The 24,693-nt window shown below is 71.0% G+C and carries 18 protein-coding genes; 8 read left to right on the top strand and 10 right to left on the bottom strand.

What is annotated here, in order from left to right; genetic code table 11:
• Positions 1-120: 120 nt before the first annotated feature.
• Entirely contained in the window at positions 121-3,717 is a 3,597-nt protein-coding gene (locus OHA30_RS34135) for a discoidin domain-containing protein (RefSeq protein WP_443045120.1), read from the top strand.
• A 267-nt stretch (positions 3,718-3,984) separates the two neighbouring features.
• On the opposite strand, the gene OHA30_RS32345 is transcribed toward OHA30_RS34135, so the two are convergent.
• Positions 3,985-5,205, bottom strand: a complete 1,221-nt coding sequence (locus OHA30_RS32345) for an IS110 family transposase (RefSeq protein WP_328911799.1) — start codon at positions 5,203-5,205, stop codon at positions 3,985-3,987.
• Positions 5,206-5,444: 239 nt separating this feature from the next.
• Between OHA30_RS32345 and OHA30_RS32340 the strand changes: the two genes are divergently transcribed.
• The gene (locus OHA30_RS32340; RefSeq protein WP_328917416.1) at positions 5,445-7,139 is read left to right on the top strand and encodes an N-6 DNA methylase; all 1,695 of its coding nucleotides are present in this window, start codon (positions 5,445-5,447) and stop codon (positions 7,137-7,139) included.
• Here the strand turns inward: OHA30_RS32340 and OHA30_RS32335 are convergent.
• The gene (locus OHA30_RS32335) at positions 7,060-7,812 is read right to left on the bottom strand and encodes a helix-turn-helix domain-containing protein (protein WP_328917415.1); all 753 of its coding nucleotides are present in this window, start codon (positions 7,810-7,812) and stop codon (positions 7,060-7,062) included. The two genes, OHA30_RS32340 and OHA30_RS32335, sit on opposite strands and share 80 nt — an antisense overlap.
• Positions 7,813-7,907: 95 nt before the next feature.
• Here OHA30_RS32335 and OHA30_RS32330 point away from each other — a divergent pair, with 95 nt between their 5' ends.
• Together OHA30_RS32330 and OHA30_RS32325 are read left to right on the top strand one after the other, a co-directional pair.
• On the top strand, positions 7,908-9,680 hold the full coding sequence (locus tag OHA30_RS32330) for a bifunctional NAD(P)/FAD-dependent oxidoreductase/class I SAM-dependent methyltransferase (RefSeq protein WP_328917414.1): 1,773 nt from the start codon (positions 7,908-7,910) through the stop codon (positions 9,678-9,680).
• Positions 9,681-9,776: 96 nt separating this feature from the next.
• Positions 9,777-10,316, top strand: a complete 540-nt coding sequence (locus tag OHA30_RS32325) for a hypothetical protein (RefSeq protein WP_328917413.1) — start codon at positions 9,777-9,779, stop codon at positions 10,314-10,316.
• 731 nt (positions 10,317-11,047) lie between these two features.
• Here the strand turns inward: OHA30_RS32325 and OHA30_RS32320 are convergent.
• The gene (locus OHA30_RS32320; RefSeq protein WP_328917412.1) at positions 11,048-11,581 is read right to left on the bottom strand and encodes a GNAT family N-acetyltransferase; all 534 of its coding nucleotides are present in this window, start codon (positions 11,579-11,581) and stop codon (positions 11,048-11,050) included.
• Positions 11,582-11,755: 174 nt separating this feature from the next.
• Between OHA30_RS32320 and OHA30_RS32315 the strand changes: the two genes are divergently transcribed.
• On the top strand, positions 11,756-12,079 hold the full coding sequence (locus OHA30_RS32315) for an L-rhamnose mutarotase (RefSeq protein ID WP_328917411.1): 324 nt from the start codon (positions 11,756-11,758) through the stop codon (positions 12,077-12,079).
• A 439-nt stretch (positions 12,080-12,518) separates the two neighbouring features.
• On the opposite strand, the gene OHA30_RS32305 is transcribed toward OHA30_RS32315, so the two are convergent.
• The gene (locus tag OHA30_RS32305; RefSeq protein WP_328917410.1) at positions 12,519-14,123 is read right to left on the bottom strand and encodes an MFS transporter; all 1,605 of its coding nucleotides are present in this window, start codon (positions 14,121-14,123) and stop codon (positions 12,519-12,521) included.
• A 468-nt stretch (positions 14,124-14,591) separates the two neighbouring features.
• Between OHA30_RS32305 and OHA30_RS32300 the strand changes: the two genes are divergently transcribed.
• Positions 14,592-15,935 (top strand): glycoside hydrolase 5 family protein, encoded by a 1,344-nt coding sequence (locus tag OHA30_RS32300; RefSeq protein WP_328917409.1) that lies wholly within the window; start codon positions 14,592-14,594, stop codon positions 15,933-15,935.
• Positions 15,936-16,051: 116 nt separating this feature from the next.
• Here OHA30_RS32300 and OHA30_RS32295 read toward each other — a convergent pair whose 3' ends face one another.
• From OHA30_RS32295 to OHA30_RS32280, 4 genes are all read right to left on the bottom strand, one after another.
• The gene (locus OHA30_RS32295) at positions 16,052-17,692 is read right to left on the bottom strand and encodes a cellulose binding domain-containing protein (RefSeq protein ID WP_328917408.1); all 1,641 of its coding nucleotides are present in this window, start codon (positions 17,690-17,692) and stop codon (positions 16,052-16,054) included.
• 299 nt (positions 17,693-17,991) lie between these two features.
• Positions 17,992-18,384 carry a winged helix-turn-helix transcriptional regulator gene (locus OHA30_RS32290; RefSeq protein ID WP_328917407.1) on the bottom strand — a complete coding sequence of 131 codons (393 nt, stop codon included), beginning with the start codon at positions 18,382-18,384 and terminating at the stop codon, positions 17,992-17,994.
• Positions 18,385-18,400: 16 nt separating this feature from the next.
• A complete protein-coding gene (locus OHA30_RS32285) occupies positions 18,401-18,994 on the bottom strand; it encodes an NADPH-dependent FMN reductase (RefSeq protein WP_328917406.1) in 594 nt (197 codons plus the stop codon).
• Positions 18,995-19,170: 176 nt separating this feature from the next.
• Positions 19,171-19,575, bottom strand: a complete 405-nt coding sequence (locus OHA30_RS32280; protein ID WP_328917405.1) for a nuclear transport factor 2 family protein — start codon at positions 19,573-19,575, stop codon at positions 19,171-19,173.
• A 326-nt stretch (positions 19,576-19,901) separates the two neighbouring features.
• Here OHA30_RS32280 and OHA30_RS32275 point away from each other — a divergent pair, with 326 nt between their 5' ends.
• On the top strand, positions 19,902-22,961 hold the full coding sequence (locus OHA30_RS32275; RefSeq protein WP_328917404.1) for an AfsR/SARP family transcriptional regulator: 3,060 nt from the start codon (positions 19,902-19,904) through the stop codon (positions 22,959-22,961).
• 141 nt (positions 22,962-23,102) lie between these two features.
• Here the strand turns inward: OHA30_RS32275 and OHA30_RS32270 are convergent, their stop codons facing one another.
• On the bottom strand, positions 23,103-23,312 hold the full coding sequence (locus tag OHA30_RS32270) for a hypothetical protein (protein WP_328917403.1): 210 nt from the start codon (positions 23,310-23,312) through the stop codon (positions 23,103-23,105).
• A 234-nt stretch (positions 23,313-23,546) separates the two neighbouring features.
• Positions 23,547-24,038, bottom strand: coding sequence for an FBP domain-containing protein (locus OHA30_RS32265; protein WP_328917402.1), 492 nt, complete (start codon positions 24,036-24,038; stop codon positions 23,547-23,549).
• A gap of 71 nt (positions 24,039-24,109) precedes the next feature.
• On the opposite strand from OHA30_RS32265, the gene OHA30_RS32260 reads away from it, so the two are divergent.
• Entirely contained in the window at positions 24,110-24,679 is a 570-nt protein-coding gene (locus tag OHA30_RS32260; RefSeq protein WP_328917401.1) for a TetR/AcrR family transcriptional regulator, read from the top strand.
• The last annotated feature ends 14 nt before the right edge of the window (positions 24,680-24,693 follow it).

The following is a 24,693-nucleotide window of genomic DNA, read 5'->3' as shown; positions in this document are numbered from 1 at the left end:
GGCCGCCTATCCGGCCCCCGTGCGAAGAGTCGGACCTACCCGCAGCCGACGTGGCGCCGTCGCTTGGCCGACGACGGCACCACACGTCGGCACGAGGCTTCACCCCCCATGGAGATGTACATGAGCCTCCTGCCCGTTTTCCTACGATCCGTCAGACGACGCAGACCTCTCGTCGCCCTGGTGGCGGCGACCGCCCTCGCGATGGGCGGTGCCGTCGCCACCACCAGCGGCACCGCGCACGCGGCGGACACCCTGCTCTCCCAGGGCAAGACCGCCACGGCGTCCTCCACCGAGAACGTCGGCACCCCCGCCTCCTCGGCCGTCGACGGCGACGCCGGCACCCGCTGGTCGAGCGCCGCCGCCGACCCGCAGTGGCTCCAGGTCGACCTCGGCGCCACGGACACGATCACGTCCGTCACGCTCAACTGGGAGGCCGCGTACGGCACATCGTTCAAGATCCAGACCTCGGGCGACGCCCAGAACTGGACCGACATCTACTCCACCACGACCGGCACCGGTGGCGTCCAGAATCTGACCGTAAACGGTTCCGGGCGTTATGTCCGGATGTACGGCACCGCGCGTGCCACCGGATACGGCTACTCCCTCTGGGAGTTCCAGGTCTTCGGCTCGACCGGCACCACCAGCGGCGGTACGACCGGCGGCACCGGCACCGGCTGCGGCACCACCAACGCCGCGCTGAACAAGACCGCGACCGCCTCCTCCGCCGAGAGCGCGGGCACCCCGGCCTCCGCGGCCGTCGACGGCAACGCCGGCACCCGCTGGTCGAGCGCCGCCGCCGACCCGCAGTGGCTCCAGGTCGACCTCGGCGCGACCACGTCGATCTGCAAGGTCGTGCTCAACTGGGAAGCCGCGTACGGCAAGTCGTTCAAGATCCAGACCTCGGGCGACGCCCAGAACTGGACGGACATCTACTCCACCACGACCGGCACCGGTGGCGTCCAGACACTTTCCGTAAACGGTTCCGGACGGTACATCCGGCTGTACGGCACCGCCCGCGGCACCGGATACGGCTACTCCCTCTGGGAGTTCGCGGCCTACACCGGCACCTCGACGACCGGCGGCGGTGACAACGGCGGCACGACCACCGGCGGCACCACGGGCGGAAGCACCGGCGGCGACGGCGGCGACTTCTCCGGCTCGGTCATCTCGGCCTACAAGCCGGTCACCGCCTCCTCCTACGAGGGCGACAACGCGCCCGCCGCCGCGCTCGACGGCCGCACCAACACCCGCTGGTCCAGCCTCTACACGGACGACCAGTGGCTGAACGTGGACCTCGGCAACATCGGGACCATCAGCGGAGTCGTGCTCAACTGGGAGTCGGCGTACGCCACCGGCTACCGCATCGAGGTGTCCGACAACGGCACCGCGTGGACCAACCTCTACACCACGACCACCGGCAAGGGCGGCGTCGAGAAGCTGCCGGTCACCGGCAAGGGCCGCTATGTCCGCTTCCACGGCACGGCCCGCGCCTCCGGATACGGCTACTCCCTCTGGGAGTTCCAGGTCTACGGCACCATCGACAACTCCACCGCGACCCCGCCGCTGCTGTCCGGGCCCACCAAGGCCCCTGCGACGCTGAACCAGTTCGCGCTGTCCGCCCCCGCGGACAAGGCGATGATCACCAACACCCGCAGGCCCGCGCTGTCCTGGGCGGCCGTGGCGGGCGCAGCGCACTACGAGGTGTGGCTCAACATCAGCCGCACCGACTACGACTTCACCGCGTCGGGCAATCTGCTCGACCTCTACACGAAGGTGGCCGAGCCCACCGGCACCGGCTATACGCCGACCTGGGACATCAGCGACCGCTGGACGTACAAGTGGTACGTGGTGGCGGTGAGCGGATCGGGGGCGAAGACCACCTCCAACATCCGTACCTTCAGCGTCTATCTGCCGGACATCGAGCAGGTCAACGACGGTGTCAACGTCATCAACGGCGCCCGTGACCTCAACAAGGACGGCACCATCGAGCCGTACGAGGACTGGCGGCTGCCGGTCGGTACGCGGGTCGGCGATCTCCTCGGCAGAATGACGCTGGAGGAGAAGGCGTACCAGATGTTCTACAACGTCCAGCAGTACCCCATGTCCGGCTGGCACTTCGGACCGGCGCAGCCCGCCGATCTGAACAACGTGCTGCTGTCCACGGCGGCCACCCGGCTGGGCATTCCGCCGGTCTCCGCGGGTGACACCACCGCGGGCTACCAGACCACGTACCCGCTGCAGAGCACCCTGGCGGCGGGCAAGGACTACCCGCTCGACTACCAGCTGGGCAACATGCAGCGAGAGGAGGAGCTGGAGGTCGGGGCGCGCGGCACCCTGTCGCCGCTCGCGGAGGTCGGCACGAAGGTGCTCTACCCCCGCATCCAGGAAGGCGGCGGCGAGAACGCCGATGTCGCGGCGGCCCAGCTCAAGGCGCTGGTCGCGGGGTTGCAGGGCGGTCCGGAGCTGAACCCCGGTTCGGTCCTGGCGACGGTCAAGCACTGGCCGGGCGAGGGCGCCGGCGGCGAGGCCGGGATCGTCTACGACGGTGTGACGATCAAGTACCACATGATCCCGTTCCGGGCCGCGATGGAGGCCGGCGCGGTCAACATCATGCCGGGCTACGCGGGCAGTTCGTATCTCGACCCGGGCGGTCCCGGCGCGGGTGACAGCGCCAAGATCCTCACCTACCTGCGGCAGAACATGGGCTACACCGGTCTGATCACCACGGACTGGCTGCCGTCCACGGCCTGGATCAACGCGGCCAACGCCGGTTCCGACGTGATGGGCGGCGCCGACCCGGGCGCGGCCGACTTCACCATGGCGAGCTTCGAGAACCAGGTGCCGCTGAGCCGGATCAACGACGCGGTGACCCGGATCCTCACGCTCAAGTTCGAGCTGGGCGTCTTCGACCACCCGTACGGCGACCCGGTGAACGGCCCCTACCGTTTCCACCAGCCGAGCTACACCGCGCTGGCCAACCAGGCCTCGCGCGAGTCCAACACGCTGCTCAAGAACAACGGTGTGCTGCCGGTCAAGCTCAACTCGGGCGACAACATCGTGGTCGCCGGCCCCCGGGCCACCGACAGTGCCGCGTGCTGCATCTGGTCGAGCTACTTCCACGAGAACTACGGTTCGCTGGACATGCTCGACGCGATCAAGGCGAGAGCCGCCAAGGCCGGGGTCAACGTCTACCAGGACACCGGGCCCGCGCCGAAGCTGGCGATCGTGAACGTCGGCGAGCCGTCCTACACGCACGCGACCGCGTGGGTGGACACCCAGCCGTATCTGCCGGCCGATCAGCTCGCCGTCATCCAGAACTTCAAGAACCAGGGAATTCCGGTGGTGGTCGTGCTGACGCTGCCCAGACCGATCGTGATGAGCGACTGGAACAACCTGGCCGACGCCATCGTGGTGACCTACCGCGGCGGTGAGGAGGTCGGACCGGCCACGGCCAGTCTGCTCTTCGGCGACTACACCCCGCGCGGCCATCTGCCCTGGCAGATGCCGAGAAGCCTGGACCAGGTGCTCAAGCCGGGCGGCGGGGACAACCCGGCCGACGCCAACGAGGCGTGGGACCTGCCCTACGACCTCGGCGCCACGGCGGCCGAGCGGGCCGACATCCGCGCGAAGATCGACGCGGGCCAGACCGTCCCGACGACGTACGGCAACCCGCTGTACGCGTACGGAGCGGGGCTGACCAGCTGGAACGCCGGGTAGTCCGGCAGCCGGCCGGCTGACGTCGGCCGAGAATGGGAGAGCGCTCTCCGACCGGTTCGCCGGGCGGGGAGCGCTCTTCGTCGTACACCGGGCGTCTGGCGCGGCGGGAGACCACGCCCGCCTCCGGACGGCGGGAGGCCACGCCCGCCCGATCGTACACAATGCGCACATGACCGTACGCAATGCGTGTACATCGCCAACATACGGACTCTGGAGGGCGTTTGCCCGGCCGTGTACCGTGACCGCATGAGTTTCCTGAGTCAACCTCTATGCCGCCAGGGGCGTGTCGGTGGCCGTGTTGATCTTGTAGTTGGCTTGGTGGGTGGCGGGGTCGTAGCAGGTGCCGGTGCGCCAGCAGGCCCATATCACCCGGAGCCAGGATCGGGCGAGGATGCGGACGGCGTGGGGGTGTCGCTTCTTGCGGTTCCGGGCGTCGGTGTAGATCTTGGCGGCCCACTGGCTGCCATGCCGGCTGTTGTCGGCGAAGGTCGTGAGTGCGACGCGGGCTCTGCGGTTGGTCGCGAAGCGGAAGGCGACCGTGCGGGACTTGCCCGAGGCACGGGTGACGGGGACGACACCGGCCTCGGCGATGAGCTGCTCGCAGGTCTGGGCGCGTTCGAGGATCGGGCCGATCTCGCCGATGATCTGGCCGAGGTTGACTTTGCCGATGCGCGGCATGGTGGCGAACAGCGGCGCGTAGGGGTGGGTTTCGACCGCCTCGGCGATGGCCTTGTCCAGGGCACGGATGGTCATGCGTATGCCCTGCACGAGCTGGGCCTGGACGCGCACGAGCTGCCTGACGACGGCTTCGCTGAGGCGGGAGGCCGCCTTCGGGGCCGAACGCAGCCGTTCGATCAGCACCGTGCCGGGCTTGCGGCCGGAGTAGTGGTGGCGCTTGCACCAGGCTTCGAGTCGTCCGGCAGTGAGGTTGGCCGCTGCGGCCGGGGTGGGGTATCGCTCCAGGAACGCGATGGCAATGTCGCTGTCCAGCTCGGCGAAGACGGCCTTGCCGCCGGGCCAGTGCTCGTCCAGCAGCGCGGCGAGCTGGTTGACAGCGGCGACCTTGGCCTCGATGTGGTCGGCACGGGTCCGGGTGAGGGCCTGGAGGTCGAGGGTGGCCTGCTCGGTGGGTTCCAGGCGGGGCAGCAGGTGGCCGTCGGTGCGCAGGTAGTCGGCGAGTTTCATGCTGTCGCCCGCGTCGGTCTTGGCCTTGGAAGCACCCCAGCGCGCTCGCATGGCGTGGAAGGCGTTCGGGTGCACCGGCACGATCGGGTGGCCCGCGGCCAGCAGCCGGTCGACGGCCAGGCCGCGGGTGGTCTCGATCGCGACCGGCAGATTCTGCGGGGCGCCGTGCTGACGCAGCCGTGCCAGGGTCTTGGCGAAGCCCTCCTCGGTGTGGGCCAGTTCCCACCGGTCGATGCGTTTGCCGGACTCGTCCATGACCGTCACGTCATGGGTTTCGCTCGCCCAGTCCCATCCGATGAACACGTGCGTCGTACTCCTGTACTGCTGACGGAGCACCTGCCCGGTGGTGAGGTCGTCTGCCGGGAGCTCATTAATCGGCCCTCTGCGGGGCGTGTCCCTGAAGCCGATCAGACGGCCTCGGCCCGGCAGGGCTGGCAGAACTCACGCTGGCCGTCGAACGGCTCGCGACGATGGCCATGCACCCGCCGGGACCGAGAGGTCACAACCCTACCGAAGAGGGCTGCAGAAGGGATGGTCCTCTAATGAGCGACGACGTCTCCTCCGCCTCTGATCCGCTGATCACCGGCGCCGAGATCGCCCGGCTGGCCGGGGTGACCCGGGCCGCCGTCTCCAACTGGCGGCGTCGCCACGACGACTTCCCCGCACCGGCCGGCGGCGGCACGAACAGCCCGCTCTTCCGCCTCGCCGACGTACGGGCCTGGCTCGCCGAGCAGCGCAAGGGCCAGGACACCTCCGGCGAGGTGCGGCTGTGGCAGTCGCTGCGCGGCGAGTACGGCGAGGCGACCGTCCGCGGCCTGACCGCCGTCGCCCGCCTGCTCGCCGAGGGCAAGGCGCCGGCCGGCCTCAGCGCCGACCTCGCCCGGCAGACCGCCGACCTCGCCGCGAGCACCCCCGCCGCCGAGCTGATCGAGGCCCTGACCGACCGGCTGCTGGACTCCACCGGCCGTACCGGCGCCGACCAGACCACCGCGCCCCGGATCGTGCGGGCGGTCCAGCACTTCGCGGGCCCGGTGCGCAGGAGCGCGCACATCCTCGACCCGGCCTGCGGGGTCGGCACCCTGCTGCTGTCCCTCGGCCCGGCCTCGGGCCCCACCCGGCACGGCCAGGAGATCGACCCGTCGGCGGCCGACCTCACCCGGCTGCGGGCACTGCTCACCGGCCGCACCCGTACCGACATCAGGACCGGCGACGCGCTGCGCGAGGACCGCTGGCCGGAGCTCAAGGCGGATCTGGTGGTCTGCGACCCCCCGGTCGCCGTGCCCGACTGGGGCCGCGAGGACCTGCTGCTCGACGGGCGCTGGGAACTGGGCGTGCCCTCCCGCGCCGAGGGCGAACTCGCCTGGCTCCAGCACGCGTACGCCCACACCGCGCCCGGCGGCAGGACCGTCGTGGTGATGCCCGCCTCCGTCGCCTACCGCAAGGCCGGCCGCCGTATCCGGGCGGAGCTGGTCAGGCGCGGCATCCTCACCCAGGTCGTCGCGCTGCCCGCGGGCGTCGCCGCGCACCACGCGCTGCCCGTCCATCTGTGGGTCCTGCGGCGGCCGGCGCCGGAGGGCGCGCGGTCGGTCCGGATGGTCGACCTGACCGGCAACTCCCCCGACGACGGCTGTGAACCGACGCCCCAACAGACGGTGGACGTTCCGCTGATCGACCTGCTGGACGACATGGTCGATCTGACCCCGAGCGCCCACATCGCGGGCGCCCACCGCGACTACCCGGCCGAGTACGCCGCCCTGCGCGACTCGCTGCGCGACGGTCTGCGCGCGCTGGACGCGCTGCTGCCGGCGCTCACGGCGGGCTCGGGCGGCGGCGCGCTCGACCACGCCTCGGTCAGCGTGGCCGATCTGGCGCGCGCCGGGATGGTCGAGTTCACCGAGGGGGCGCCGGTGTCGACCAGCGACCACCTGGACACCGACTTCCTGCACGGCTTCCTGCTCAGCCCCGCGAACCGGCGCCGCTCCACCGCTACCAGCGGCGCCTTCCGCCTCGACGCGCGCGGCTCGCGCGTCCCGCAGATGAACGTCGAGGAGCAGCGCCGCTACGGCGGCGCCTTCCGCGCGCTGCTGGAGTTCGAGGAGCGGGTCCGGGAGCTGACCCGGCTCGGTGAGCACGCCACGGCCCTGGCCCGCGAGGGCCTTACGAACGGCGCTCTGTCCCCGCTTCCCCCCGGCCCCGCCGGCCCGCCCGGCCCCCCGTCGCCTCCGGACGCGGACTGACCGCCTTCGCCGGGCGGGCCCGTACGTGCATCCGCTCGCCCTGCGGGCCGAACAGGCTCAGGAACTCCACCGGCCGGTCCCCCGCGTTGGCGAAGCCGTGCGGGGTCCGGGTGTCGAACTCCGCGGCCTCGCCCGGGCCGAGCACGAGATCGTGCTCTCCCAGCGCGAGACGCAGCCGGCCGGAGAGCACATAGATCCACTCGTAGCCCTCGTGCACGCTCTGCGCGGGACGGGTGTCCGCGGTCGTCTCTGTGCTCTTGTCGGTCTTGGCGGTCCTGCCGGTCTTGCCGGTGTCGGAGGTCTTGGCCGTGCCTGCCGTCCTGGGCGGCTTGCGGGCGGGGAGGATCTGCTTGTACGCGTTCAGCCCGCCGAGGTAGCGGGTCAGCGGTACGAAGGTCTGGCCGTGCCGGGTGAAGGGCCGCGGGTGAATGCGGGGGTCGCCGGTGGCGGGCGCGCCGACCAGTTCGTCCAGCGGCACCGCGTACGCCTTGGCCAGCGGCAGCAGCAGTTCCAGGGTCGGTCGGCGCTGTCCCGACTCCAGGCGGGACAGGGTGCTCAGCGAGATCCCGGTCGCCTCGGCGATCTGCGTGAGTGTGCTGCCCTGGGCGCGCCGCAGGGCCCGCAGCCGGGGTCCGACGGCGGTCAGTACGTCGGTGAGGTCGTCGTCTGCCATGACTCCATTTGCCGCTTCGGCAAGAAGTTTTGTCAACCGGGCCGGGCCGGGCGCAGGCTCCGGGGAGAACGTACCGACGACGACGAGGTGAGCAGATGGAAGAGCGAGTGGTCCCCGGAGCGGACTACGACGTCGTGGTGATCGGCGGCGGCGCCGCGGGGCTGAGCGGCGCGCTGACGCTGGGCCGGGCCCGCCGTTCTGTGCTGGTGGTCGACTCCGGGCACCCGCGCAACGCCCCGGCCGACGGTGTGCACACCTACCTGGGCCGCGAGGGCGTCCCTCCCGCCGAACTGCTGGGCGCCGGGCGGGCTGAGGTGCGCGGCTACGGCGGCGCGTTCCTCGACGGCACGGTGGTGTCCGTCGACCGCGTCGAGGACGGCTTCCGGGGTTCCCCGGGCTTCCGGGTCTCGCTCGCCGGCGGCGGCACCATCGGCGCGGCCCGGCTGCTGGTCACCACCGGCCTGGTGGACGAACTGCCCGACGTCCCCGGGGTGGCCGAGCTGTGGGGCACGGACGTGCCGCACTGCCCGTACTGCCACGGCTGGGAGGTGCGCGACCAGCCGATCGGGGTGCTCGGCGGCGGACCGCTCGCCGTGGAGCAGGCCCTGCTGTGGCGGCAGTGGAGCGCGGACCTCACGCTCTTCACGCACACCGCGCCGGAGCCGGGCGCGGCCGAGTACGAGCGCCTGGCCGCGCGCGGGATCACGGTCGTCACGGGCGAGGTGGCCGCGCTGGAGACCTCCGGCGGGCGGCTGTCCGGGGTACGGCTGGCCGACGGCCGGGTGGTGGCCCGCCGCGTGATGGTCGTCGCCCCGAGACTGACCGCCCGCGCGGGCTTCCTCGGCTCGCTGGGCCTGGAGCCGGCCGATCTGGAGATGAACGGCCATGTGATCGGCAGCCGTGTCCCCGCCGACCCGACGGGCGCGACCGCCGCGCCCGGGGTGTGGGTGGCGGGCAATGTCACGGCCCTGAACGAGCAGGTCATCGGGGCGGCGGCCGCGGGCGTACGGGCCGGGGCGGCGATCAACGCGGATCTGATCGCCGAGGAGGTCGAGCGGGCGGTGGGCGCGGGGCGGCACGCGGCGGCCGGGGAGTCCGCGGGGGCGGCGGGCCTGGCGGGTGCCGGCGCGCACCCGCATGAACACCAGCACGGGGCTGCGGGTGCGGGTCCGGGTGCGGGTCTGGGCGGGGGTCCGGGTGCCGGTCCGGGTGGGGCTTCCGATACGGCTTCGGACGCTGCCGCTGTCTCGGCCGGGGAGTTCTGGGACGACTTCTACCGGGCCCGCGAACAGGTCTGGAGTGGCGCGCCCAACGGGGCTCTGGTCCGTGAGGCCGCCGATCTGACACCCGGGCGGGCGCTCGACCTGGGGTGCGGTGAGGGCGCCGACGCGATCTGGCTCGCGGAGCGCGGCTGGCATGTCACCGCCACTGATGTCTCCCGGGTCGCCCTGGACCGCGCGGCGGGTCACGCGACGGACGCGGGCGTCGGTGAGCTGATCGCCTGGCAGCGGCACGACCTGGCGGAGACGTTCCCCTCGGGCACGTACGACCTGGTGTCCGCGAACTTCTTCCACTCCTATCTCGATCTGCCGCGGGACCGGATTCTGCGCAGGGCCGCGGGGGCGGTCGCGCCCGGTGGCGTACTGCTGGTCGTCGGGCACGCGGGCTTCCCGTCCTGGGAGCACGACCCGCACCCGGAGGTGCGCTTCCCCACGCCGGACGAGGTCGTGGCCTCGCTCGAACTCCCGGACGGTCAGTGGGAGTTGCTGCTCACCGATGTCCACGAGCGCACCATGACCGGCCCTGACGGCCGGCCCGCGACCCGCACGGACAACACGGTCAAGCTCCGCCGGCTGCCGCTGCCGTAGGGCACGCGGGCCGGGCTCGCCGTCGCCGCCGCGACGGTGACGGCGAGCCCGGCCGCGTTCCGCGTACGAGTGGGGCGGGCTGGGCAGCATGACGTCATGCCGGAGGACCGCGGAGCGCCGCAGGACCCGTGGGACACCTGTGTCGCGCTCGGCGAGTTGGTCTTCCGCGTCCACGACCAGGTGTCGTACGAGCGGGAGCGGCGGCTGGACTGGTTCCGGAGTTGGTCGTTGAGGCTGCCCGCGGCCGAGGCCCTGGTCCGTACGCTCCTCGCGCTCGTCCTGCGCTCCCTCTCGCAGGATGCCTTCGCCACGACCGGCCGGCATCTCGCACCGGCCGAACTGCGCGACCTGCGCCTCACCGAGATCGAGGCGGTGGCCGTCTCGCGCCTGCCGTACGAACTCTTCGCGGGCCTGGACCGTGCGGCCATGACCGCGCCCGAGCAGAGACAGGTCAACTTGCTCGACCGCCTCGTCCTCGGCGACCTGATGGGTTCCCTGCTGACCGTGGAACGGCTGCGCGCGGAGACTGCGGCCACCCTCCGCCGCCTGCGCGACCGCTCCGCCGACCAGGCCCTCACCTTCCACGCTCTGACCTGGCTCGACACGGCCCCCCTCCCGGACGGCGAATCGGGTTGACGCGAGCACCGCGGGTCCGGCGCACCAAGACACCCGCCGAGCCGGCGCCGCCGCGCGCCCACGTCCGCTCAACTCCGGTGAGCGGTACGGCTTCCGACACCGGGATCGAGGCCGATCCCACCCTCGGCCGCCCGCCGCAGCAGCCAGGCGTACGCGGCGGTGGTCCGCCGGCCCACCGCCGATCGGCTGAACGGGCGCCTTGCCCAGCGTCCTCGCGGCAAGCCCGCGCGAAAGCACGGAACCCGGACGCCGGTACAGGCACCGTACGGAATCGGGCGCGGCGAGGAGCGGGCGTACGAGCGCGCTCGGGGACGCGCGGCAGCGCGGAGCCGGACGTCGGTACGCGCGCGGTCCCGGCCTCGGAGGGCTGGGGGCTGAGGGCGGGCGGGCTCGGCCGGGGGTGGTCTACGCGCGGAGGGGCACGTGGCGGGCGGGCCGCAGGCCGCACCCGCACCCGCGGTTCGGGCCATGTTCCGCGCAATTATGCAGCGTTGACATCGTCAACACGTCATGCCTAGCATCGACGTGTACTCAGGCCGGACGGCGTTGTCCGCGGATACCGTCGGCGCGGACTCGCGGGCCGGCCGAATAGGTGTGCTCGCGTGCGTCGACACGGCGTACCGGTGGCTGAGGCGCTCCGCTCCGCGCGGAAGCAGGGCCGTCGACCGGGCGGCGGAGGGGGTCGCCCGGCCGACGGGGCTCTCCCCTGCCGGCCGGACCAGACGGCAGGGTCAGCCCTGGTACTCGGTGAGGTCGATGGCGTGCACATGCAGCTGGCGGCCGTACCTCGGGTGGACCGTCTCGCGTTCCAGCACCATGCCGAGCTTGCGCATCACATTCTCCGAGGCGTCGTTGCCCACCGTGCTGATGCTGACGACACGGTCGAGGCCACGGTCCTGGAGGGCGAACTCCAGCGCGGCGTGCGCGGCTTCGGAGGCGTAGCCCTGTCCCCAGTACTGCCGGCCCAGCCGCCAGCCGATCTCCACGGCGGGCAGCACCTCCGGCAGAAACCTGGGCACGGACAGACCGGTGAAGCCGATCAGCTCGCCCGAGGCGAGCAGTTCGACGGCGAAGAGGCCGAAGCCCTCCTCGTCCCACTCCTCCTCCCAGAGCTCGATGGACTGGGCGGTCTGTTCCAGATCACGGACCGAACCGTCGGCGATCCACCGCATGACCTCCGGGTCCGCGTTGATCTCCGCCATGGGGGCGAGGTCGTCGTCATGCCAGCGGCGGAGGAGCAGGCGGGGGGTCTGAATCTCGGTCATGGTCCCATCCTGTCAACGGCGGGGTCGTCGGCGGTAATCGAACCCGGCGCGTCGCCGCCGGCCGGGGTCCGGGCGGGCCGGGCGGCCCGGGCGGGCCGTGCCGAGGAAGTGGGCGGCCGTCGGCGCGCAGTACGCTGACCCGGCCCACCGCCCGGGACCGAAAGGGGACACGACGTGCAGCGCCATGCCGCGATCATCCGGCTGCGTCCGGAGAAGGAGGCCGAGTACCGCGAACTCCACGCCGCCGCCTGGCCCCGCGTACTGGCCATGCTCAAGCGCGCCCACATCTCCAACTACTCGATCTATCTGCGCGACGGCCTGCTCTTCAGCTATCTGGAGTACACCGGCGAGGACTACGCCGCCGACACCGCGGCCATCGCCGCCGATCCCACCACCCGCGAGTGGTGGGCCCGTACCGACCCCTGCCAGCAGCCGGTCGAGAACGCCACCGACGGCGAGTGGTGGTCCCCGCTGGAAGAGGTCTTCCACCTCGACTAGCGGCCCCGGCAGGCGACGTTGGGCCTGAGCCCTCGGCGCCTTGGGGGGAAGCCCGTCGGCCGGCCGGGCCGACCTCTCGACCGGTGGGACGCCGTGGCGGCCGGCGTCGCGGGGGCCGACCGGGTCGGGTCGGCCAGGTCGGCCGGGAGCCCTCACCTGCGCCCGGGACAACGGATCCATAAGTATCCGAGCCGCCCGCCCCGACGAACTGCCGCTCCTGCGGGACATCCGCCGACGGGAAGCCGCCCAGGGCCTGGACCGGTGGCCGCGGACCTGCATGCGCGGGGATCTGTGACACAGCCCTGACTCCGCCCGGGGCACGGCCACCCGAGACCGCCTCCCCCGGGCACGGCCGCCCGAAACGGATCCCCGGAGCAGTCCGGCACGTCCGCCGGGCGGGAGCCCGCCCGGCGGGACGCCCGCTTCGAGGCCAGGACGGTCAGGACAGCTTCCCCGCGGCCGGGCCCGGGGACGGCTCCTGCGCGGGGGCGGGCCGCGAGGCGGGCTCGGACGGGTAGCAGAGCGCCAGCAGGATGAGTACGGCCATCGCGGCCGCTATGCCGTAGAAGGCTCCCTGCGCCGCCGAGGCGTAGTCCGTGCGGACCGCGTGCAGGACGGCGGCCCGGGTCTGGGCCGGAACTCCGCTCAACTGGCTGCTGCCCTCCGCCCCGGTGATCGCGTCCACCGCGCCCTTCGCGTCGGCCGTGCTGGCCCCGAAACCGTGGAAGGAGTCGACGAGCCGACTGGTGAGCCGGTTGGTGACCAGCGTGGCGAAGACGGCCAGGCCGAGCGCGCCGCCGAAGTTCTTCATGGTCTGCGAGATGGCCGACACCTCACCGTACGAGGAGCCGATGGCCCGGTTGAGCACGTCGGTCGTGGCCGCGCTGTACATGAAGCCGACGCCGGCCCCGGCCACGACGATCGGCCACGTCTGCTGGTTGAAGAACGCGCCCGCGTCGAAGTCGAGGTCGGTCATGGTGTGGGCGAACCAGCCGAATCCGAAGGCGCCCACGACTCCGCCGACCAGGAAGACGGACCGGGCACCCACCCGGTCGAACCGCACCGCGCCCAGCCGGGAGGCGACGGCGAACCCGATGAAGAGCTTGAGGAAGAGCAGCCCGGTGTCGGAGGCGGACAGTCCGAGCGAGACCTGACCGTAGACACTGAGGAAGAAGAAGACCGTGATGAAGGCGACGGACGAGAAGAAGGTCGCCAGCGTCGAGATCGTGAACCGCCGGTCCCGGAACACCCGCAGGTCGGCGAGCGGATGGACGGTACGGCGTTCGATCCCGGCGAACAGCGCGAGCAGCGCGGCGCCCACCAGCAGGCAGGCCCAGACGGCCGGGCTCGACCAGCCCCAGGCACCGGCCTGTTGCAGTGCGAACACCAGCAGTCCCATGGCGACGGCGGCGATGGACGCGCCGCGCCAGTCGATGCTCTCGGCGCGGCCCGCGGAGCGCGGCACCATGCGGATGATCATGATGAGCGCGGCGATGGCGATCGGTACGTTGATCCAGAAGATCGACCGCCAGGTCCACTGGGTCAGATAGCCGCCCGCGATGGGCCCGATGGCCGTCATTCCACCGGTGATCGCGAAGAACGCGGCCATCGCCCGGCCCCGGCGCTCCTGCGGGAACGTCTGGACCACGATCCCGATGGCGGCCGGGAACATCAGGGCGCCGCTGACACCCTGGAGCGCCCGCGCCGCGATCAGCCAGCCCTCGGCGAACGATCCCTGGGGAGCCAGTCCGCACAGCAGCGAGGTCACCCCGAAGCCGGCCACCCCGATGACGGCCATCCGCTTGTGCCCTATGACGTCCGCGAGCCGCCCGCCGAGCAGGAAGAAGGCGGCGGTCGTGAGCAGATAGACGTTGACCGCCCACTGCAGGCTGTTGTGACTGATCGCCAGGTGGTCCTGGATCGACGGGCCGGACAGGGCGACGATCGTCTGGTCGATCGTCGTCATCGAGACCGCCAGCACCAGCCCCGCCAGGATGCCGGTCGCGGCACGCGGCACGGCCGCGCCGGTCTGCTTGTCCGTCATGAGGACCCCCTGCTTTCCACACCTGTGCGCCCGTGGGCTGTCCCACGCCGAGCGCGATATTCCAGCTTCGACCTGTCTAAAGTAAAGTCTCGACTTCGACCTGTCAACAGTGGAAGGTCGCGCGCCGCGAACAGCCCCGCCGCACCCGACCCGTCCGGCGGCCACCCTGAGCAAACTCCGGCTCTCGCTCGCCGACCCCCACCCACCGGCCCCACCGATCGGCCCCCACCCGTCGGCCCGCCGACTCGGCCGGCCTTCGCCAAAACGCGCCGGACTACCCGCAACTCCCCCTCAATTCAACGCCGCCCACTCATTGCTACTGAACCGGATAAGTGCTTCTATCGGCAGCGCACCGCCCTTCGGGTCCGCCGCCCGGCAGGCGCCACTCGGTAAGTGCCGCCGGCCAAGTGCTGTCCGCGTGTGGCCCGAAGCCAGGAATCCGTCCCTCCCCCCACACCGGAGATCCAGGTGTCCTTTTTCCACCAGACCCGACAGGCCGCCGCGTCGGCCCTGAGCCGCCGCACTCTTCTCGGAGGAGCGGCGGTCGGCGTGACCGCGCTGGCCGCCGGAACCGGCACCGCCCAGGCGCACACCGGAGGCGCCTCGCACCCGTCGGCGCCGACCCCGAAGGCCCCGAAGCTCCCGACCGCCCCCACCGCCAAGACCCAGGGCTTCGTGACGACCCATCAGGGCGCCTTCCGGCTGAACGGCAAGCCGTTCAGGTTCGGCGGCACCAACTGCTACTACCTGCACCAGCAGTCGCACTACATGATCGACAACGCGCTCGACGACGCGGCCGCCATGGGCCTGACCGTGCTGCGCGCCTGGGCGTTCGCCGACGGCGACGGCCAGTCGTACCGCGCGTTGCAGCCCAAGCCCTACGTCTACGACGAGGCCGCCTTCGACGCGCTGGACTACGCGGTGTGGAAGGCCGGACAGCTCGGCATCCGACTCGTCCTGCCGCTGGTCAACAACTGGCCCGACTACGGCGGCATGCAGCAGTACGTGCAGTGGTTCCTCGGCCTGCCCGACGACTCCTACAGCGACGGCACCCACCACGACCGTTTCTACACGGAGCCGAAGATCAAGGCGGCCTACAAGGCGTACGCCCGCTTCGTCATCGGCCGCAGGAACCGCTACACCGGGCTCCACTACAACCAGGACCCGACCATCATGACCTTCGAGCTGGCCAACGAGCCGCGCTGCCGCAGTGAGAAAAGCGGCGCGACCCTGCTGGGCTGGGCGAGGGAAATGAGCGCCTACGTCAAGAAGTTGGCGCCCTCCCAGCTGGTCGCCGTCGGCGACGAGGGCTTCTACGGCCAGGCCGGCAACGCCGACTACCCGTACTCGGACTACGAGGGCACGCCCTGGAAGAAGCTGGTCGCGCTGCCGTCGGTCGACTACGGGACCTTCCACCTCTATCCGCAGGGCTGGGGCGAGAACCCGGAGAGCAAGCCCGGTACGGACGCCACCGCGTGGGGCACGCAGTGGATCAAGGACCACATCGCGGACGGCAGGGCGCTGCGCAAGCCGGTCGTCCTGGAGGAGTTCGGCGTGTCCGTGAACGCCGGGCAGGGCTTCCCCGACGACGCGGCCCGGCTCGCCACGTACACCGCGTGGACCGGCGCCGTACGTGACAACGGCGGGGCCGGCGACCAGTTCTGGCTGCTCACCTCGCGGGTCGACGACGGTTCCTTCTACCCGGACTACGACGGCTACCGGATCACCTGGAACAACGACCCGGCCAACTCCACCCGGGAGATAGCCCAGTTGTTCAGCGCGCACGCCAAGTCGATGGCGTCCGGCGGCTGACGGACTCCCCCGCTCCCGCCCTCCGGGCGGAACGCTTCCCCGGCGAACAAGCCAGGCCCCCGCGAAATCCGCGGGGGCCTGGCTGTCGTGTCCGGTGTCCCGGTGGGGGGACGAGATCAGGACACCGTGCACGCCTTGCCGTTGAAGGTGAAGCTGCTCGGCACACCGTTGGTGCCGGCGGTGGAGTTCGCGCTGAAGCCGAAGTTGACCTTGGCCCCGGCGGCGACGGTTCCGTTGTACGCGGCGTTGGAGGCGGTGACCTGCTTACCGCTCTGCGTCTGCGTGGCGTTCCAGATGTTGGTGATCGACTGGTTGCCCGGGAAGCTGAAGACGAGCTTCCAGCTGGTGATCGCCGTGGGCCCGTTGGTGACGGTCACATCCGCGTTGAACGCCGGTCCCCAGTCGTTGATGACGTAGCTCACCGAGCAGCCACCGGACGGCGGAGTGGTCGGCGGGGTCGTCGGAGGCGTCGTGGGCGGAGTGGTGGGCGGCGTCGTCGGAGGTGTGGTCGGCGGCGTCGTGGGCGGAGTGGTCGGGGGCGTGGTCGGCGGGTTCGTGGGCGGGGTGGTGGTACCGCTCTTGGCCTTGTCCGCGTTGGAGTGCGTCTTGAAGTACGTCAGCGCGGAGTCCCCGTGCATCACACCGTAGTTGCCGTCCTTGCTGGAGTTCATGTACCACCAGAAGGCGTCCGCGTCACCGTTGTTGGACTCCATCGTGCTGTAGATGGCGGGCCAGTAGGTGTTGCGGGTGCTCGCGGAGGTGTTGAACTCGCCCAGGAAGAAGGGCTTTCCGGCCCCGGTGTGGGCGTCCGTGATGTACTTCGTCACCAGCGACTGGGTGGCCGCCACGGACAGGTTCGCCCAGCCCTCGGTCGGGTAGATGTGCGCGGAGCAGAAGTCGATGTACGGCGACTGGCACTCGTAGGTGTACGGCACGCCGTTGTCGCTGCCGTAGCCGTAGGAACTGCCCTGGCCCTCGATGCCGTTGTCGATCATGTGGTTGGGGTCGATGTTCTTGATGTACGCCCCGACCTTGTCCTCCCACGCGCGGAAGACGGTGCCGGCGGTGTTGTCGGCGGTGTTGACGTCCTGGTAGCGGGGCTCGTTCATCAGCTCCCAGGAGAAGATCGTCGGGTCGTTCTTGTACGCGACACCGGTGTAGTGGTTGACCCGGTTCAGTGCGTAGTTCACATAGAACTCGTAGTCCGCGAGGCAGCCGGCGCACTTGGTGGAGTCGAAGAAGTTGCCGGAGTTGCTGGTGGAGGCGCCCTCCCAGCCAAGCACGGAGTTCACACCCCCGTACGCGGTCCAGTAGTTCTCCAGCGCCGGGACGACACGCAGGCCGTGCTGGTTGGCGGAGTACAGGATGTAGTCGAACTCCGCCCACTGCTGCTCGTTCATCGTGTTCTTGGCGGGCTCGAAGCCGTGCCAGGTCTCGTGGGAGAACATCCAGGTCCGGACGAGGGTGACCCCGTCGGAGGCCATGTTCGCCATCTCGGAGTCGATGGCCGCCTTGTCCATGTACTGCGTCTCGGTGTCGCCCGAGCCGCTGCCGAACGTGAACAGGTCATAGGAGTTGGCACCCGCGAAGTACGCGGTCTTGCCGTCGACGCAGAAGTGCGTGGCGCACCGCTGCACGAAGCCCGTGGCCGCGGCCCGGGCGTTGGTCGGGTTGGCGATGACGAGAAGTCCCACCATGAGGACCGTCGTCGCCGCGGCAAGCGCCGCCACCCACATACGTCTTGCTGGGAGTGTCATGCATTCTCCTCGGAATGTCCGGACGTTTCCCTAACAGGAAGGCTGCACAAGGCTCAGCGCAGCCGGATGGCGGCATATCGCTGTACCGGTTAAGTCACCAAGAAGTTACCCACGGCTGACAGATTGTCAAGAGGTACGGCAGAGGTTCACAGACGTACGCGTGAGTAGGCGCGCGCAGGCGCACGGGACGGGCTGATGGGGCGGACGGGAACGTCGAAGCGGGCCGGGCGCGATGCCCGGCCCGCTTCGACGGCCGTGGTGGAGAAGGAGAGCGAGGCCCCTCGGAGGCCCCGGCGGGGTCAGGTGTCCGTCGTCCGGTCCGGGAGCTGAATCCAGCGGTGGGACCAGGCGATCACCGCGTCGATGACGGGCTCCAACTCCTCGCCCTTCGCGGTGAAGCGGTACTCGACCTGGTTCGGCCCCGACGGGCCGACCCGGCGTTCGAGGAGTCCGTGTTCCTCCAGCGTCCGCAGCCGCTGGGCCAGCATGGTGTCGCTGAGCCCCGGCACGGCCGCCCTGATGTGGGCGAACCGGTGCGAGCCGGTGAAGACCGCCCGCAGAATGGCGCCCGTCCAGCGGCCGCCGATCAGCTCGATGGCGGCGTGGAAGCGCTCGCACACCCGGCGGACCTCAGCGGCCTCAGCGGTCGCGGAGGACACGGACGCCGCAGACGCCCCGGACAGTTCGGACACCACAGACCCCGTCTCGTCAGACGCCCTGGCCCGATTCTGCCAGAGCGGGCCGCAGCGGCCGCAGCGTGGCCTCCACCCGCACCAGCTCGTCGAGCATCGCCTTGGCCGCGCCCGTCATCAGGTCGTTGGCGACGAGCACGGACTCGTCGTTGAGGAGCTGGTGGACGAAGGGGATGGCCACGGCCTCGAAGACCGGGGTCATCTTGAGGGTCGTGACGACCTGCTTGATCATCTGGACGGCCCGGGCGCCCGCCGCGACGCCGCCGTAGCTGACGAAGCCGACCGGCTTGTACGTCCACTCGTTGTGCAGGTAGTCGAGGGCGTTCTTGAGCTCGGCGTTGAAGCCGTAGTTGTACTCGGGCATGACGAACACCAGGGCGTCCACACCGGCCACCCGGGCGCTCCAGTCGCGGGTGTGCTGGTGGGTGTACTGGCCGAGCCGGGGGTGACTGGGCTCGTTCATGAACGGCAGCGCCACCTCGGCGAGGTCGATCAGGTCGATCTCGTCGAACCCGGCGTGCGCCCGCGCCTCCCCCTCGAACCACTGCGCGACGGGCAGGCCGACCCGGCCGGGCCTGGTGCTCGCCACGATGATTCCCAGCTTCGCCATTCCGCACTCCTTCATGATCACGACACTCGTGGACATCCATACGCATGGACATCGGCCGTCACAGCGGCAGACCGCCGCTCGACCGCACTAAGGATAACTTAGTGCGGTGCAGCCGGTGCCCGCCGCCGTTTCGGCCCAAGCCGGATCAGTCCCCGCCGGATCAGCCCACCGCCGAATCAGCCCGGCGAGGTGAAGTAGTAGCGGCGACAGCCCAGCAGCATGCCTTCGTCGGAGAGCGTGAAGACGTCCACGAATCCGACACCCCGCCTGTCGTACGAGCGCGCGCCGGACTCCTGCGAGAGCCGGCCGACGGCCACCACGCTGTCCCCCTCCGCCACGATCCGCTCGATCCGGTGGTGCGCCCGGGGGACGACCCGGTCCAGGTGCATCCGGATCACCTCGGCCCGGCCGCGCGCGGGCGGGATGTCGGGCCGGTCCAGGGAGACGTTCTCGTCCAGCAGCGAGCCGTATCCGTCCACGTCGTCGCTGTCCAGATAGTCGTACGCCAGCCGTACATGGTCGATACCGGTCGCCGTCACCGCGGGACTGAGCCGGAGCCTTCCGGCCTGCTGATGGTTCACGAGTTTGTCCTTCCGTTCGGACCGTTCCGCCCCACGGGCCTCACGTGTATCACCGCGGCGAACGGAAACCCGCCGCCATGCACACGGTCCACCCACCGCGCAACCCCGCACTATCGTCGCGCTATCACCGACTCCCCCGGTTCGCCTGTACCAATGGCCCAGCCGACGGCCGCGACACCGCCCGTACGGCGACCGTTGCGTGTGATGGCATGAGCACGCAATATCCACGCTATGGACAGAAACGCCTACGTTCCGTAAGACTTGCGGCGGAGCTTGATCCGTCCTGGTTGCTACCCGCTTGCACCCGTGCCCGAGCTGGGAGAGGCATGTCCGATACGTCCGGCGAGGGCGCCGCGGCCGACCCGCTGGTGTTCCGGATACTCGGGCCGCTCCAGCTCATCGGCGCCGGCGGGGCCATCCGTATCCCCCCGGGCCGGCAGGAAGTGATCCTCGCGGCGCTGCTGCTCGAAGTGAACCGGGTGGTGAGCACCGAGTATCTGGTGGACCTGATCTGGAACGACGAGCCGCCGGACACCGCGCGCACCCAGGTGCAGATCTGTGTCTCCCGGCTCCGCAAGATCTTCGCCGGGGCGGGTATCGACGCGGCTATCACCACCCGGCCGCCCGGCTATGTGCTCAAGGCCGACGGCGAGAGCGTGGACGCGGCGATCTTCGCCCGCCGGCTGGCCGAGGCCCGGCTGCTGGGCAAGGACGGCCGCACCGCGGAGGCCGCCGACACCCTGCGGGCTGCGGGCGAACTCTGGCTCGGCGACTGCCTCGGCGGGGTCTCCAGCGACACCCTGCGCAGCAAGGCACAGCAGCTGGACGAGGAGCGGCTGAACGCGATCGAGACCCGTATCCAGCTGGAGCTGGACCTCGGCCGCCATCACCAATTGGTCGGCGAGATCCAACTCCTCGTGCACGAGCACCCGTTGCGGGAGCGGCTGCGCGGGCTGCTGATGCTGGCGCTGTACCGGTCGGGGCGGCAGGCAGAGGCGCTGGAGTCCTATCGCGAGGGCCGGGCGCTGCTCGCCGACGAACTCGGCCTCGATCCGGGCGGCGAGCTGCGGCAGTTGGAGTCGGCGATCCTGTCCGGCGACCCCGCGCTGCATGCCGGGACCGAGCCCTTGCGCCGTCCCGCGCCCGCCGAGCCCGCTCCCCCGCCGGTCGAGGCACCGCCCCCGCCCGCGTACCGCGAGGAGATCCCCCGCCAACTTCCCGCCGACACCGCTGACTTCGTGGAGGACGAGGAGCAGATCGCGGGCATCGAGCGGGCCTTGACCGGTGACGGCACCCGGCACGCGGTGGGTGTCACGGTGATCGTCGGCAAGCCGGGCACCGGCAAGTCCACCCTGGCCACGCACATCGCGCACCGGCTGAGCGACACCGGTTTCCCGGACGGCCAGCTGTACTGCGATCTGCGCGGTACGGGCACCCCGGCGACCTCGGCCGAGGTGCTGGGCCGCTTTCTGCGGGCGCTGGGCATCCCGGGCCCGGTGATCCCCGAGGCCCTGGACGAGCGCGCGGAGATGTACCGTACGCTGCTGGCCGCCCGCCGGGTGCTGGTGGTGCTGGACGACGCCGCGTCCGAGAGCCAGGTGCTGCCGCTGCTGCCGGGCAGCCGTACGTGTGCGGTGCTGATCACCAGCCGGGTGCGGCTGACCGCGCTGCCGGGGGCGTACCGGGTCGAGCTGGACGTGCTCAGTACGGCCAGCGCGCTGGAGCTGCTGGTGCGGGTGATCGGCGGGGAGCGGGTCTCGCGCGAGTCGGTGGCCGCCGAGGCGCTGATCCGCACGGTGGGCGGACTGCCGCTGGCGCTGCGGATCGTGGCCGCCCGGCTCGCCGCGCGCCCGCACTGGTCCCTGGCGTCGATGGTCCAGCGGCTGGCCAACGAGCGGCACCGGCTGGACGAGTTGACGCACGGCGAACTCACCATGCGGGCCAGTCTGTCGCTGACCCACGACGGACTGGCCGCCGAGGACCGCAGGTTACTGCGGCTGCTCTCGCTGGCGCAGGGCACCACGCTGCCGGGCTGGCTGGCGGGCGCGCTGCTGGACGACGACCGGCCGTTCCCCTCGGACCTGCTGGAGCCGCTGGTCGACGTGCAGATGCTGGATGTCGTCGGCGTGGAGAGCACCGGCGGGTTCCGCTATCGCTTCCACGAGATCATCCGGGTCTTCGCCCGTGAGCAACTGGCCGCGCACGACGAGCCCGCCGTGCAGTCCGCGGCGCTGGAGCGGATGATGGGCGGCTGGCTCTCGCTGGCCGAGCAGGCCCATCGGCGCGTCTACGGAGGGGACTTCACGGTGCTGCACGGCACCGCGCCGCGCTGGCGGCCGCCGGCGGCCGTCGCGGACGAGCTGCTGGTCGACCCGTTGGAGTGGCTGGACGGCGAACACACCAATCTGTGCCAGGCCGTGGAGCACGCGGCCCGCGAGCAGATGCACGAGCTGAGCTGGGACCTGGCCACGACGCTGGTGACGCTGTTCGAGGTGCGCGGCTATCTCGACGACTGGGAGCGCACGCATCAACTGGCGCTGTCGGCCGTACGGTCGGCGAACAACACGCGGGGCACGGCGGCGCTGCTGACCTCTCTCGGCTCGCTCTATCTCAGCCGCCGGCAGCACGAGGAGTCGCGTACGGCGCTCGGTTCCGCGCTCGGTCTCTTCACCGAACTCGGCGACGCCCACGGGCTCGCGCTGTGCCGCCGCGACCTGGCCCTGCTGGAGCGGATGCAGGGCAACGACGACCTCGCGCTGTCGCTCTACGCCGATTCCCTGCGGGACTTCGACAAGGTCGGCGATGTGGTGGGGCGGGCGATCGTCCTGACGCAGCGCGCGCACATCTGGATGCGCCGGGGGCACCACGACAGCGCCCAGGCGCAGTTGGACGAGGCGCTGGGCATCTACCGTACGGTCGGCTACACCGGCGGCCTGGCGCGTACGCTGCGGCGGGTCGGTCAGGTGCAGCTCCAGCGCGACGAGCACGAGCAGGCCGTCCGTACCCTCACCGAGGTGCTCGATCTGTGCCGGGAGACCGGCGATGTGATCGGCGAGGGCCATCTGCTGCGCGATCTGGGGCAGGCGCTGGCGGTCATGGGGCTGAACGATCAGGCGAAGCGTTTCTTCGACAGCGCGCTGGCGGTGCGTGAGCAGATCATGGACCAGGGGGGTGCGGCGATGGTCCGGCTGGACCTGGCGCGTCTGCTGGAGCGGACCGGGGAGCACTCCCGGTCGAAGGACCTGCTGGAGGCCGCGGCCCGGGCGTTCCGCGATCGGCGGATGCCTCGGGAACTGCGGGAGGCCGAGCGGCTGTTGGGTGTCGCACCGGGGGCGATGCCCGCGGGTGGCGCGGTGCCGCCGGGGGCGGCGGGGGACGCCGGCTGAGCGGCGAGGCGGGTGCGGTGGGATCTCGCGAAGGGTCTTGACGCCGGCGTGCGAAGCGGTGCTTCCCGGCCCGGGTACGAGGCCCGGCGGGTGCTGCCGGCCAGTCGGCGCGCGGTCGGCTCGGGGCCGAGGCGCGGGCCGTCAGTCCCAGGGGTTGTTCATGTCGGGGGAGTTCGTGGGGCTCGGCGCCGGGTCGTTGGGGATGGTGCCGCCCGAGCCCTGGGCGGTCTGCGTCTGGCCGGCCTGCGGGCCGGGGGTGGAGTCCGCGTGGGCGACCTGCGTGCCCAGCAGTGCGGCGGCGGCGAGGGCGACGGTCACAAGTGCGGTCCGCAGGGCCTGGGTGCCGGTCATCGGGGTTTCCCTTCATCGTGATGCGCTTCGTTCTTCGTGAGCATCACGTTAGGAAGGGCCGGAATCGCCGGATCGTCCCCGCCGCTATCCCCGCACTATCACCGCGGCCGCCGGGGCGGGCCCACGGCGGCCGGTGATAGCGGCTCGGGCGGTGATAGCCGGGCGGGCGGGTGACCGCGGCGCGGGCGGTGATAGCCGGGCGGGCGGGGTCGCCGACCTCATGACCATCCGAGGTCATGCCATCACCTTGGCGACGAACGCCGAGATGTTCGCCACGGTCCGCTGGATCTTCTCCTCCAGAGTGATCGTCTCGTGGAGCCGTGCGCCGGGGCCCGCGTCCTTCCTGCCTCGCACGTACAGCGAGCAGGAGAGGTCGTCGCACATGTAGGTGCCCACCGAGTTGCCCTGCTGTCCGGCCTTTCCCGCCTTCGGCGCGACCAGCAGGGAGACGCCGCCGACATGGGTGGTCACGCACACCGAGCACATGCTGCGCCGCATCCCCCCGGAGGAAGGTCCGGAAGAGCGCAGTACGAGGGCCCTCGGCCGGCCGTCCAGCTCCATGACGAGATAGGCACGGTCGGGGGCCTGAGGATCTCGCCAGCCGAGAAAGTCCAGGTCGTCCCAGGGCCGGTCGGCCAGGTCACGCGGTACGGACAGGCGCTTCGCCTCGCCCTTGCTGCAGTTCACGAACGCGGCACGGATCTCTTGCTCAGTCATCGGTTTCATATCGGGTATGCTAATTTGCCTAAAGCTATTAGGCAAATAACTAGTGACTTACGCCGATCGGGAGGAAGGGTATGGCACGCGCAGGACTGACCACGGAACGCCTGACCCGGGCGGGAGCGGAACTCGCCGACGAGGTCGGCTTCGACCAGGTGACCGTCTCGGCGCTGGCCAGGCGGTTCGATGTCAAGGTCGCGAGTCTGTACTCGCACATGAAGAACTCCCAGGACCTCAGGACCAGGATCGCCCTGCTCGCCCTGGAGGAACTCGCCGACCGGGGTGCCGCCGCCCTGGCCGGGCGGGCCGGCAAGGACGCCCTGACCGCCCTCGCGAACGTCTACCGCGACTACGCCAGGGAGCACCCCGGCCGCTACGCGGCGGCCCAGCTGAGGCTCGATCCGCAGACGGCGGCCGCCAGCGCCGGCGTCAGACACGCACAGATGACGCGGGCGATCCTGCGTGGCTACGACCTGACGGAGCCGGACCAGACGCACGCGGTCCGGCTGCTGGGCAGCGTCTTCCACGGCTATGTCAGCCTGGAGACGGGGGGCGGGTTCAGCCACAGCGCCCCCGACTCCCAGGAGAGCTGGACGCGGATCCTGGACTCCCTCGACGCCCTGCTGCGGAACTGGCCCGCACCCTGACCGGGCTCCCGCGA

The organism is Streptomyces sp. NBC_00223 (assembly GCF_036199905.1).
Lineage (GTDB): Bacteria > Actinomycetota > Actinomycetes > Streptomycetales > Streptomycetaceae > Actinacidiphila.
The sequence above is the reverse complement of the archived record's forward strand: the minus strand, read 5'-3'. Positions and strand labels throughout refer to the sequence as shown.